The 13,337-nt window shown below is 47.0% G+C and carries 10 protein-coding genes; 4 read left to right on the top strand and 6 right to left on the bottom strand.

Annotated features, from left to right (window positions below; genetic code table 11):
- Positions 1 to 27: 27 nt before the first annotated feature.
- The 4 genes from acnA to topA form a co-directional block, all read right to left on the bottom strand.
- A complete protein-coding gene (acnA, locus tag MUG06_RS04425; protein WP_243077833.1) occupies positions 28 to 2,709 on the bottom strand; it encodes an aconitate hydratase AcnA in 2,682 nt (893 codons plus the stop codon).
- A gap of 608 nt (positions 2,710 to 3,317) precedes the next feature.
- Entirely contained in the window at positions 3,318 to 3,476 is a 159-nt protein-coding gene (locus MUG06_RS04420; protein ID WP_215846704.1) for a YmiA family putative membrane protein, read from the bottom strand.
- A 494-nt stretch (positions 3,477 to 3,970) separates the two neighbouring features.
- Positions 3,971 to 4,945, bottom strand: a complete 975-nt coding sequence (cysB, locus tag MUG06_RS04415; protein ID WP_215846703.1) for an HTH-type transcriptional regulator CysB — start codon at positions 4,943 to 4,945, stop codon at positions 3,971 to 3,973.
- A gap of 189 nt (positions 4,946 to 5,134) precedes the next feature.
- A complete protein-coding gene (gene topA, locus MUG06_RS04410; protein ID WP_243077832.1) occupies positions 5,135 to 7,732 on the bottom strand; it encodes a type I DNA topoisomerase in 2,598 nt (865 codons plus the stop codon).
- Between the two features lie 371 nt (positions 7,733 to 8,103).
- On the opposite strand from topA, the gene MUG06_RS04405 reads away from it, so the two are divergent.
- Positions 8,104 to 8,352, top strand: a complete 249-nt coding sequence (locus MUG06_RS04405; protein ID WP_243077831.1) for a DUF2498 family protein — start codon at positions 8,104 to 8,106, stop codon at positions 8,350 to 8,352.
- A gap of 41 nt (positions 8,353 to 8,393) precedes the next feature.
- Here MUG06_RS04405 and sohB read toward each other — a convergent pair whose 3' ends face one another.
- Positions 8,394 to 9,440, bottom strand: a complete 1,047-nt coding sequence (gene sohB, locus MUG06_RS04400) for a protease SohB (RefSeq protein ID WP_243077830.1) — start codon at positions 9,438 to 9,440, stop codon at positions 8,394 to 8,396.
- 175 nt (positions 9,441 to 9,615) lie between these two features.
- On the opposite strand from sohB, the gene MUG06_RS04395 reads away from it, so the two are divergent.
- A complete protein-coding gene (locus MUG06_RS04395) occupies positions 9,616 to 10,377 on the top strand; it encodes a YciK family oxidoreductase (protein WP_215846700.1) in 762 nt (253 codons plus the stop codon).
- The gene (gene cobO, locus MUG06_RS04390; protein ID WP_243077829.1) at positions 10,377 to 10,967 is read left to right on the top strand and encodes a cob(I)yrinic acid a,c-diamide adenosyltransferase; all 591 of its coding nucleotides are present in this window, start codon (positions 10,377 to 10,379) and stop codon (positions 10,965 to 10,967) included. Before MUG06_RS04395 ends, cobO begins: the two co-directional genes overlap by 1 nt.
- 64 nt (positions 10,968 to 11,031) lie before the next feature.
- Here cobO and rluB read toward each other — a convergent pair whose 3' ends face one another.
- Positions 11,032 to 11,922, bottom strand: a complete 891-nt coding sequence (gene rluB, locus MUG06_RS04385) for a 23S rRNA pseudouridine(2605) synthase RluB (RefSeq protein WP_215846698.1) — start codon at positions 11,920 to 11,922, stop codon at positions 11,032 to 11,034.
- 765 nt (positions 11,923 to 12,687) lie between these two features.
- Between rluB and MUG06_RS04380 the strand changes: the two genes are divergently transcribed.
- On the top strand, positions 12,688 to 13,335 hold the full coding sequence (locus tag MUG06_RS04380; RefSeq protein WP_243077828.1) for a serine protease: 648 nt from the start codon (positions 12,688 to 12,690) through the stop codon (positions 13,333 to 13,335).
- Positions 13,336 to 13,337 lie beyond the last annotated feature (2 nt).

Here is a 13,337-nt window from a genome sequence, read left to right as displayed (position 1 = left end):
AAAAGCCGGGATTACCCGGCTTTTTTATCAGTTAAGCATGTTGCGTATCACGTAGTGCAAGATGCCGTCATTTCGGTAATAGGTTAACTCATTACCTGTATCAATACGGCACCGCGTTTCCAGCAGCTCCTTGCTACCGTCAGCGCGCGTTAAGGTCACTTTCACCGTGCAGCCGGGCTGCAATTGATCCAAATTTTCAACGTCAATCAACTCTTCCCCGGTCAGACCTAACGTTTTACGCGTGGTATCCGGTGGAAATTCCAGCGGCAAAATTCCCATACCGATCAGATTTGAACGGTGAATTCGCTCAAATGACTCCGAAATCACTACGCGTACGCCTTGTAAACGAGGCCCTTTGGCTGCCCAGTCACGGCTTGATCCCGATCCATACTCTTTACCCGCAATTACCGCTAAGGGGACACCTTCGGCCTGGTATTTCATCGCCGCATCGTAAATCGCTAACACTTCGCCACTCGGATGATGTTTGGTGTAACCCCCTTCTACGCCAGGCACCATCTCATTACGAATACGGATATTTGCAAAGGTGCCGCGCATCATTACTTCATGGTTACCACGACGCGAACCGTAAGAGTTAAAGTCATTGCGTTCTACACCATGCGACATCAAGTAGCGTCCTGCTGGGCTTTCCGCTTTAATGCTACCTGCTGGAGAGATATGGTCGGTTGTCACCGAATCACCTAACATTGCCAGCACGCGTGCGCCTTTGATGTCTTTAACCGGCTTGGGTTCTTTCTCCATATCATCAAAGAAAGGTGAAAGCCGAATATAGGTCGAGCCTTCATCCCAGTCATAGGTGGCCGCTTCGCTGACTTTTATCTCCTGCCACTCCGGCGTGCCATCGAACACTTCGGCATACTCTTTATGGAACATGTCACTGGTAACTTGCTGAACAGCAGTAGCAATTTCTTCAGGTGATGGCCAGATATCTTTTAGATAAACCGGCTGCCCGGTGTGATCGTGACCAAGCGGATCGGTTTGCAGATTGATCTTCATGTTTCCAGCCAACGCATACGCCACCACCAACGGCGGTGAGGCCAACCAGTTCGTTTTGATCAGTGGATGAATACGGCCTTCAAAGTTGCGATTACCAGAAAGCACCGCGCCAACGGTTAAATCACCTTCTTTAATGGCAGATTCAATCTCATCAGGCAACGGGCCTGAGTTACCGATGCAAGTCGTGCAGCCGTAACCCACCAAATTAAAGCCAAGCTTATCCAAAGAAGGCGTCAACTGCGCCACCGCCAGATAATCTGAAACCACTTTCGAACCCGGTGCCAGGGACGCTTTAACCCACGGCTGGCGCTTGAGGCCGCGCTCAACAGCTTTTTTAGCCAATAAACCGGCCGCCATAAGGACACTTGGATTAGAAGTATTAGTACATGACGTTATGGCACTGATAACAACCGCGCCGTCGGTAAGCTCATGGCTTAAGCCGGTTTCACTGTCCGTGTAATTAATAATCTTGTGCGGTTTTTGTGCCTGATTGACTTCAAGTTCATTGCTGGCATCAAATGCAGCGGGAACATCTCCCAGTGAGACGCGATCCTGAGGACGCTTAGGACCCGCCAGGCTCGATTCGACCTCATTCATATCCAGCGCTAGCGTGCTGGTAAAAATAGGTTCATCGCCAGGGTTACGCCACATGCCCTGCTGTTTTGCATAGGCTTCAACCAACGCCACCTGATCGGCTTCGCGACCGGTTAGCGTCATGTAGCTTAATGTCACTTCATCAATGGGAAAGAAACCGCAGGTTGCGCCATATTCTGGTGCCATATTGGCAATAGTTGCGCGGTCAGCCAGCGGCAAATCAGCTAAACCATCACCGTAGAATTCAACAAACTTACCCACTACGCCATGTTTGCGTAGCATCTGCGTGACAGTTAATACCAAGTCTGTGGCAGTGATGCCAGGACGTAATTTACCGGTTAATTTAAAGCCGACAACATCAGGGATCAACATGGAAACCGGCTGTCCGAGCATGGCCGCTTCAGCTTCGATCCCTCCCACACCCCAGCCTAATACGCCCAGCGCATTGATCATGGTGGTGTGCGAATCAGTACCGACTAAAGTATCGGGCCAAGCATACTCTTTTCCGTTCAGGTTTTCATGCCAGATAGATTTGCCAAGATATTCGAGATTAACTTGATGGCAAATACCTGTTCCTGGCGGGACAACGCGGAATTTATCAAAGGCTTTTTGCCCCCAGCGCAGGAAAACGTAACGTTCATGATTGCGCTCCATTTCCAAACGAACGTTCTCTTCAAACGCATCATCATCACCAAAATGGTCAACCGTGACGGAATGGTCAATGACTAAATCTACAGGGGAAAGCGGATTAACTTTTGCGACATCACCACCGAGGCGGTTTACCGCTTCTCGCATGGCGGCTAAATCCACAACAGCAGGCACGCCGGTAAAATCTTGCATGAGCACACGCGCAGGACGATAAGCAATTTCGCGATCGGCATGTGCATCTTTTTGCCAATCAACCAGCGCCTGGATATCTTCTGCCGTAACAGAGTCTCCATCCTGCCAACGTAACAGGTTTTCAAGCAACACTTTCATAGACTTAGGAAGGCGATCAATGTTGCCGAGGTGTTGAGCAGCGAGGGGCAGACTAAAAAAATGATAGGTTTGATTGTCGACCTGCAGTGTTTCCTGACTCTGCTCGCGTAGGGTAAACGACATAGTTCCTCCTTTATAATCGTGATCTTTAAACCTCAGTGAAAACAAGGTTTATGTTAAAGATAGACCACAATTTCGTTAACGTTTTGATTACAACACGATTTGCTACAATCAAACGCAAACGAAAATGCCCCGTGCAGGACACGAGGCATCAGAAAGAGGTGATTTAATTCAAATTATAGTGCGATCCATACAGCCGCAGACCAAAACGCAAATGAGAAGGCGTAAGCACTGAACCAAGACATTTTTATCATATTCATAAATTCACTCCTCACTGAAAATTGGCGCAAAAAGTCATGAAATCATCCCTGAAAAGGATGAAAACTTTTTAAACTGAGTGTGATAAAGATTGGGCTTTTAAAGTGCCCGCCGGAATAACCGGTAAGAAAAGATTTTCACTAAGTAATAAATTACTTACTTCTTAAATATTATTTCGCTTTCGGGTCCATGAAAGACTCGATGAAATGGCGTTGGGTGTCACTCAACTCCCAAGAGTCTGGGATTGATGCAAATTCCTGCTTCGCGCCAGCCTCTTTTGACTTACAGCCAGAAGGTTTGTGCTGGCGCGCGGTCAAAGAACGTTTATGGCTGAGTGTATTTGCCCACATGGCTTAGCCCCACATACGCCAGATCGTTAATGCTACGACTACCCAAAACAGTGCGGAAGCAGCAAAAATGGTCAACCAAGCTTTGCGACGAGTATTGCCAGAACGCTCAACCTTGGTGCTTTTAGCCGGAAAATCCGGTTGTACAGTTATTCTCGTATTCATAGTTTTTGATAATCACTCTCAATAAAATGATTGATAACACCGATGAAGAATTAGGACGAATCCTAAACTCGTTAAGACCAAAAATCCAGTTATTTTTATTGAGTACAACGATTAACGCTATTTATCAAAATAACTAAAAAACTTAAGTAATCATTAACTTCTCCCCTCTTTTATTATTAAACAATTACAGCAAAAATTTGGCTTAAAATGGAATTAGTACCAGTTAAAACTAATGTATAAATTTAAAACCCTTATTAAAAGCGCTTCCACATCAAGTCATAACTGGAGTATGGGAATAATCCTGGCGTGCCGCAAAGCGGTATGGTTAAAAATGTGTACTGATTCGCAATTAATGAACATCAATAAAGAAACATGTGATCGATGTTTCATTTACAAAAAAATAATGAAACTTATCCATCTTCATCTGGCGCTAACAACTAGCAATAAAAAAGGCTGCCAAAGGCAGCCTTAAAAAAAATTAATCAGTGAGGTGATTATTTAAACGGTAACTTTATGTCTTTAAACATCGCTTCAATATCGTCATTAGAACGTAATGCAACCGCGGCATCCACCACATCACGAGTCAAATGTGGCGCAAAACGTTGAATGAAATCATACATATAACTCCTCAGAAAGGTGCTTCGTCGGAAACCAATTTTGGTTGTGCTATTGGTGAATATTTCCGCAGCCTCAATCCTTACAAGGTCAGGATCTGACACCGGATCAACCGCCATACTGGCAATGACACCCACGCCTAATCCTAATCTAACGTAGGTTTTAATCACATCAGCATCGGTTGCAGTGAAAACGATCCGTGGTGTTAATCCCGCACGGTTAAAAGCGGTATCAAGTTCAGAGCGCCCAGTAAAGCCAAAGGTATAGGTAACAAGCGGAAAATCTGCCAGCTCTTGAATCGTAACCTGTGCTTTGCCCGCTAAGGGATGATCAGGCGTAACAACAATTGCGCGATTCCAGTGGTAACAAGGCAACATGATCAGGTCGTCGTACAAATGCAGCGCTTCAGTAGCAATAGCAAAATCTGCATTCCCTTTCGAAACGGCTTCTGCAATTTGAGTCGGTGAACCCTGATGCATATGCAGCGATACGCGCGGGTAACGTTCTATAAACCCTTTAATAACGCCGGGCAAAGCATAACGAGCCTGAGTGTGTGTCGTAGCTACGTAAAGCGATCCTTTATCGGGCCAGGTGTGTTCACCCGCCACAGATTTAATCGCATCTACTTTTGATAAGACTTCTCGAGCGATGCGGATAATCTCTTCACCAGCAGGGGTAACCTGGGTGAGATGCTTTCCGCTACGGGCAAAAATCTGTACCCCTAACTCATCTTCTAGCATGCGCACTTGTTTACTGATGCCAGGTTGCGAAGTGTAAAGGCCTTCCGCGGTCGAGGATACGTTTAAATTATGATTAACCACTTCAACGATATAGCGCAACTGCTGTAATTTCATATATGTTCTATCCCAGTAAGCTACAGAGTCGCATCCCCGGCTGACATAAAGTCGCCTAAACAGCGTGCTGAATATCCGGAATCAGAAAGGTCGGAAATGCTATAACCACTATATCATTTAGATAACAAATGTAGAACTTATTGATATAAGGGAATGAGAAAGGCCAGCGATCGCTGGCCTTTTAGGGGATTACTTCTTCGCTTCTTGCCACTTGCCTTCTATATAGAAGGCGGACCAACCGGTAGCTTTGCCCTCTTTTTCAGAAGAGACATATTGCTGTTTAGTTTTACGGCTAAATCGCACCATGGTTTTGTTGCCTTCTGGATCCGCAGCCGGGGCTTCAGCCAGGTATTTCAATTTCTCAGGCAAACGGTCGCTGAAGCGTTGTAACTCTTCTACCAACGGCGCACGCGTTTCGCGCGATTTAGGGAAGGTATTTGCTGCCAGGAAAACGCCCGCTGCACCATCACGTAAAACAAAATACGCATCCGATTTTTCACATGCCAGTTCTGGTAAAGGAACCGGATCTTCTTTCGGCGGCGCAACATCACCGTTGCGTAATATCTTACGGGTGTTTTTACACTCGTCGTTGGTGCAAGCCATGTATTTGCCGAAACGCCCCATCTTCAGGTGCATTTCAGAGCCACATTTTTCACATTCAACAATCGGGCCGTCATAACCTTTAATGCGGAATTCACCCTGCTCGATTTCGTAACCGTCACACTCTGGATTGTTACCACAAACGTGCAGCTTACGCTGATTATCGATCAAGTAGCTGTCCATTGCCGTGCCACATTTTTGGCAACGACGACGAGCACGCAGCGCATTGGTTTCCGCATCATCGCCTTCCAGAATATTGAGCACTTCATTTTCTGGAATCAGGTTGATGGTCTGCTTGCAACGCTCTTTAGGCGGTAACGCATAACCAGAACAGCCGAGGAATACACCGGTGCTGGCGGTACGAATACCCATTGGACGGCTGCAGGTTGGACAATCAATGCTGGTTAACACCATCTGATTAGGCTGCATGCCGCCCTCTTCAGGATCTTTTTCAGCTTGCTCAAGTTGCTGGCTGAAATCACTGAAGAAGTTATCGAGCACCGCTTTCCACTTCGCTTGATTATTCGCAACCTGATCAAGGTTGTTTTCCATGCGCGCAGTGAAGTCGTAATTCATCAATTCACGGAAGTTCTCTTCCAGACGATCGGTAACGATCTCACCCATTTTTTCAGCATAGAAACGACGGTTTTCGACGCGTACGTAACCACGATCCTGAATGGTAGAAATGATGGAGGCATAAGTGGAAGGACGACCGATTCCGCGCTTTTCAAGCTCACGTACCAAGGACGCTTCGCTAAATCGCGCTGGCGGCTTGGTAAAGTGCTGGCTTGGCATCAGCTGTTGCAAATCGAGCACATCGCCCACGTTAACGGCAGGCAATGTACGATCTTCATCGTTCTTGCGCAGCGCAGGCATGACTTTTGTCCAGCCGTCAAAACGCAGCGTGCGTCCTTTGGCCTTCAATTTATAGTCACCCGCCGCCGCTGTCAGCGTAGTGGAATCATATTGTGCTGGCGTCATCTGACAGGCCACGAATTGACGCCAGATTAGCTGATACAGCTTCTGCGCATCCGCTTCCATGTCCTTAAGTTGCTCTGCAATCACTTCCACATCAGAAGGACGAATTGCTTCGTGCGCTTCCTGCGAGTTCTCTTTGCTGGCGTAAGTATTGGCAGACTCCGGCATGTATTTTTTGCCAAAGTTGCTTTCAATATATCCACGCGCCATAGCAACCGCATCCTGACTCAAGTTGGTTGAGTCGGTACGCATATAGGTGATGTGTCCTGCTTCATACAGGCGCTGCGCCATCATCATGGTTTTCTTGACGCCAAAGCCCAAGCGTGTGCTGGCTGCCTGCTGCAATGTCGAGGTGATATAAGGTGCGCCAGGTTTGCTGCTGGTCGGCTTATCTTCACGATCCACAATTTCATAACGCGCTTTTTCCAGCAGCGCTAGCGCAGCATGCGTCTGCTCGCGGTTTACCGGGCGGAATGCTTTGTCATTATGATGCGAGACTTCCATTGGCAGATCGTCGCCTTTCGGCGTGGTCAGGCTGGCTTGTAATTCCCAGTACTCTTCTGGCACAAACGCTTTGATTTCGCGTTCACGCTCAACCACCAGACGAACGGCAACAGATTGCACGCGGCCTGCGGATAATCCACGCGCCACTTTTTTCCATAACAAGGGAGAAACCATGTAACCCACAACGCGGTCCATAAAACGACGCGCCTGCTGAGCATTTACACGGTCAATATTGAGTTCGCCCGGCTTTTCAAAAGCCTGACGAATAGCATTCTTGGTGATTTCGTTGAACACCACGCGGCTGAAGCGCTTGTCATCTCCCCCGATCACTTCCCGCAGGTGCCAGGCAATGGCTTCCCCTTCGCGGTCAAGGTCAGTTGCGAGATAAATGTGGTCTGCATTTTCTGCTAACGCTTTTAATTCAGCGACGACTTTTTCTTTGCCTGGCAGAATTTGGTAATCCGCTTCCCAGCCATGATAAGGATCGACGCCCATGCGGCTAACCAGCGCGGCTTTCTCATCTTTTTTAACTTTTTTAACTTTTTTATCTGTCGAAGCGTCAGCACTTTTTTTAGCGGTTGAACCACTGGTCGGCAGATCTCGAATATGACCAACGCTGGATTTAACCACGTAGTCATTGCCGAGGTATTTATTGATTGTTTTGGCCTTTGCCGGGGACTCAACAATAACGAGTGCTTTACCCATATTTACCTTTACCTAATGAAATCGTCCTGCTTAACGGGAGAGGATTTGATGCCCAAAAACCCATCGGGTTCAATATTGCTGCGCCTGTTTAACATTTCAAGGCGGCGGGATCAATCTCAGGTCAGACAACATGGCGTGATGCAACTTTATGATTAAAATCGCTTTTTCCACCTGACATAATCACACTTCCTGGTGCGATCTCCCTGAAATCTGAATCGCCCACACTCTACCTGATAAAATCTGTTACGCAACTTAATTAGCACTCAGGCTAAATTTGCGCCAATTTTTCAGTCATTGCGACCATTTGTCGAACAGTGAGGCTCGCAAGTAATATAGAAAGGATTAAGAGGCTGTCAAAAAGGAATGAATAAATGCAGAACGATACCCAGGCTATTACACGCCACGCGTTGCTGGAAAAAGCCAACGTAATGATCAAAGCGCATGATGATTATTTTACCGGAATGGAAGCGACAGACGTGGTACAGCACGGTGAGGTTTTCGTGTTTCGCGGTCCCTTTTTTCTTGATGAGAATGAGGTCCCTACAGCGAAAACAACGGCGGTGTTTAACGTGTTTAAATATCTCGCGGTCGCGCTATCATCTCAATATCACCTGGAGTAAAACCACCGCATTAAAAAACCCGGCTCTCGCCGGGTTATATCTTACAACAAGGGCTTTTCACCCCGTTGCCAGAGCTTCATTAATAGTCGCTCGGCGACAGAACCGGCGCTATGCGTAACGCGGTCAATCATCTTGCGACGACGCGCGTAGTGAACGCCCAGTACATTAAAGCTATCCATTTGACGAATAATGAGATCGTCACTGGTGCCAATCTCATCAATCAAACCCAAGTCTAGCGCCTGGCGTCCATACCAGTGTTCACCGGTAGCCACGTTATCGATATTCAATGATGGACGCATTTCATGAACGAAATCTTTAAACAGCACATGTGTTTCATTAAGATCTTCCTGAAATTTTTCACGTCCTTCTTCGGTGTTCTCACCAAACAGCGTTAGCGTACGTTTGTATTGGCCAGCAGTATGCAATTCCACATCAATGTCGTTACGTTTAAGCAGACGATTAAAGTTTGGAATTTGAGCGACAACGCCAATCGAACCGATTATGGAAAACGGCGCGGCGACAATACGATCGGCCACACAAGCCATCATGTAACCGCCGCTAGCCGCGACTTTGTCAACAGCAGCCGTAACGCGCAGGCCACCATCACGCAAGCGTTGCAGCTGTGACGCTGCCAAACCATAACCATGAACCACCCCGCCAGGACTTTCCAGACGCAACAACACCTCATCACCGCTCTGTTTTACAGCTAACACGGCTGAAATTTCTTCTCGTAATGAAGTCACTTCGCTGGCGTCCATGCTGCCTTTGAAATCGATGACATACAGTGTCGGCTTCACAATGTCGGTTTCACCCTGCTTAGCCGCACGCTTTTCCGCTTTTGCTTTCTGCTTCTCAGCTTTCTTATGATTTTTCAACCACAGTTTTTGCACTTGCGGTTTCATCTTCGCTAACTGCACATCGTCTTTCATCTGCTGATAATCATCACCCAGATGTGTCAGACGCAGCTGGCCGCTTTGACCGCGTTTGCGCAGTGTCGCATTCACGATGATCAGCACAATAGCCGCGACGGCAATCACCAACGTCACAACTTTTGCGAGAAAGAGTCCATAATTTGCAAGAAGATCCATTACGTCGCCTTATTAAACAGAGAATTAGAGACAATAGAATAGTTTAACTCGTTTACACCCAAGCGTCGCCTGAAATGCCAGCACCTGGCACAGAATGCGCCTGTCGATGATTGCACATCACATGAAATTGAGGCATAAAACGAAAACACTTTGACCTTCGCTAGAGGATTTCCCTGTGCACTATCAACCGAAAAGCGATTTGCTCAATAATCGAATTATTCTCGTCACCGGCGCTTCTGACGGTATTGGCCGTGAAGCCGCGTTAACCTACGCGCGCTACGGCGCGGAAGTCATTCTGCTGGGACGCAATCTTGAGCGACTTCAGCTCACCGAGAAGGCAATCAATCAGTTAAACAAGCGACCCGCGCACAGCGTGGTGTTCGATCTTGCACAAGCTACACCAGAAAATTGCCAACATATTGCTCAACAGTTGGCACTGCAATTTTCGCACTTAGATGGCGTATTACACAATGCGGGTATTTTAGGTGAGATTGTCCCGCTGGCTGAGCTTGATCCTCACGTTTGGCAACAAGTCATGAAGATAAATGTCGATGCCACTTTTTATCTCACACAGGCGTTGCTGCCGCTGCTGTTAAAATCGGATGCAGGCTCACTGATCTTTACCACGTCCAGCGTAGGACGCACCGGGCGTTCCGGCTGGGGTGCTTACGCAGTGTCGAAGTTTGCTACTGAAGGTATGATGCAAGTATTGGCTGATGAATATAAAAATCAGCACTTGCGGGTGAACTGTATCAATCCGGGTGGAACGCGCACAAAAATGCGAGCCAGCGCCTTCCCTGAGGAAGATGCCAACAAGCTAAAAACCCCAGCCGATTTAATGCCGCTCTATCTTTATCTGATGGGTGATGATAGCCGTCGTAAAACCGGTATGAGTTTTGATGCCCAGCCAGGCCGAAAACCGGGAGCAGCTGAATAATGAGTGAAGATCGCCACCAGCAACGTCAGCAACGATTAAAAGAACACGTTGATGCACGCATTGCCGCCGCGACCGAGGTACGCGGTATTCTGATGGTTTTCACCGGCAATGGTAAAGGCAAAACCACGGCGGCATTTGGTACTGCATTGCGAGCTTGCGGTCACGGTAAGCGTGTCGGCGCAATCCAGTTCATAAAAGGCGAATGGCCTAACGGCGAGCGCAATCTGCTGGAGCAACATGGCGTTGAGTTTCAGGTGATGTCGACCGGATTTACCTGGGAAACGCAAAATCGTCAGGCTGACACCGATGCCTGTTTAGCCGTATGGGAACAGGCCAAACGCATGCTCGCAGATAGCCATCTTGATTTGGTGATCCTTGATGAAATCACTTACATGGTCAGTATGGATTACCTGCCGCTTGAGGAGCTGATTGCTGCACTTATTCAGCGTCCTTTGCAACAAAGCGTCATTATTACAGGACGTGGTTGCCATCGCAGCCTCATGGAAATGGCTGACACAGTGACCGAGATGCGTCCGGTTAAACACGCTTTTGATGTCGGTATTCAGGCGCAGCAAGGAATTGACTGGTAATAAAGAATAAGCGGGTAATAAAAGAAAACGCAGCGGTTAAGCTGCGTTTAGATGAACAGGAAACTTAAGAAGACGTTCGTTTGCTGCTTTTGCCACCGGTAGGACGACGCTGCGCAGTTCCGGTCTGGCTGTGACGTTTTACGGCTCGACGAATTTGGTTAGCCTTGGTACGACGACGATCTTTCTCAACAACCAGTTTGGTAACCGTTTCGTCATCCATACCGACCAAATTACGTAAGTAGTTGACCGCAGGAAGATCCAGCTCGGTCCAACCGCCACGTGGCAAGTTTTTCGGCAGATGAATATCACCATAACGCACACGCATCAGACGGCTCACCTGCACGCCAACCGCTTCCCATAAACGACGTACCTCACGGTTTCGTCCTTCGGTCAGCGTTACGTTATACCATTGGTTAATGCCTTCACCGCCGCCAAAGCGCAGAGTTTTGAAAGCGGCTGGGCCATCTTCCAACTGAACGCCTTTGCTCAACTGACGGATTTTATCGTCATCTACCTGACCAAATACACGCACAGCGTATTCACGTTCAACTTCACGGCTTGGATGCATCAGACGGTTTGCCAGCTCACCATCAGTAGTGAACAGCATCAATCCACACGTATTGACGTCCAGACGACCAACAGCAATCCAGCGTGAACCGCGCAGTCGCGGCAAACGATCAAAGACAGTTGGGCGACCTTCAGGGTCACTACGGGTGCAAAGTTCACCTTCTGGTTTGTAATATGCCAAGACGCGACAGACTTCCGTTGCGGATTCGGCAATCGAGACCAGATGACCATCAATGCGAATTTTAAGGGCTTTACTGTTTTCGATACGGTCGCCTAGCGTAGCCAGTTTGCCATCAACGCTGACGCGTCCGGCGGCGATCATTGTTTCGATTTCACGACGCGAACCATGGCCGGCACGCGCTAATACTTTCTGTAACTTTTCGCTCATTGAGCTTCCTCATTGTCGCCTTCCCAGGCGTCACGGTAGGGTGGTAAGTCTTTTCAAATCAACAAGTTAACTTAAAAAGTTTGGCCTATTATACAGGCATTTAACCCTGATGTAACGCGGTTTATGAAGATGGCACTCTTCCTAATAATAGTGTTAATTGGCGATAATTCACGCCTAATAACTCGTCGTTAAACACGACTTATTTACTATTTCGAGCAGCACTCAAAACGGCAATATCGAAAACTTTATACTTAGTGAGCATTAAATTTATTAAACAATATGATTTAATTAAAAGTACTGACAACTCAATAAGTAACGGTATCTTAAACTCCACTGGCATTTCACATGCATCATTTAAACCATAAAAAAAGAGCTTGTCAGCATAATGTATCGTTTAATTGATTTTACCCAGCATGTGATATTGATAAAAAATAAATTATCAAACTTAATACACCATAGGTTGAATTAAATCATGATATTCAGGTTTATTTGACTAATATTAATTTTATTGAATTGTACAGCCTTATTATCTGTGTACAATTTAACCCCGAAGAGCAAAAAAATCAGAGTGAAAGATTAACGCTATTCACCTAAAAATTAAATTATATCTCATGTTTCATTAATAAATATTTTGCTTCTTCATTAATACAATAAACCGGCGCATCCGGAATTGTTGCGTTAATACGGTTCAGTGATGAACCTGATATTGCATGTCGAAAATCCTCACCAGGGATATTAAAGACATGCCTAAATAAAGAAAAAACCATGAAAAAACTGTTTCTGTGCCCAGCGTTTGTCGCGCTGGCTTTAAGCGGTTGTTCTGTGGGCCAAACCGAGTACAGTCGTACGGCGATGCAGCACGTAGACATGAGCGTGACCGGCATCCCGACGATCCTTGGTCTTGGCACTTTGGGCAGCAGCATCCCCCTCACACCTGAATATAGCCTGACAGCCGCACACGTTGCGAAATATGCCGTTCAACGCGTAAAGGCCTATCATCCTTATTGCGATCTTGCGATTATTTATCACAAGAATGACGCAAAGACATTAGCCAAATTCCGTAACAGTGATATTGGCGATTCAATAAAAATGTATGGCTACAGCTTTATTTCCGCCTTGCCTGTGGAATCAACGGGCACTAATTTAGCGCGCACAGCCATTCGGAATAATTGGAATAAAAGTCCTTGTATGGCGATGGCTTCAAATGCGGGAGTGGTGCAAGGGATGTCTGGCGGCGGTGTTTATAACCGCGATGAAACGCTGGGTGGTGTTATTGTGGGATATACAGACGCCATTAAAAATGGTCGCAGCGGAAAGATCATACTTAAAGACGTTTCGCTCTATATTCCCTACCGTGATTTCAAAGATTGGCTGCAGACAAATATTGGTCAGGCACCGACGCGCGGTGCCTGAGG

Origin of the sequence: Pantoea sp. MQR6, from assembly GCF_022761075.1 — a bacterium.
GTDB lineage: Bacteria > Pseudomonadota > Gammaproteobacteria > Enterobacterales > Enterobacteriaceae > Pantoea > Pantoea phytostimulans.
This window is presented reverse-complemented; position numbering and strand designations above follow the sequence as displayed.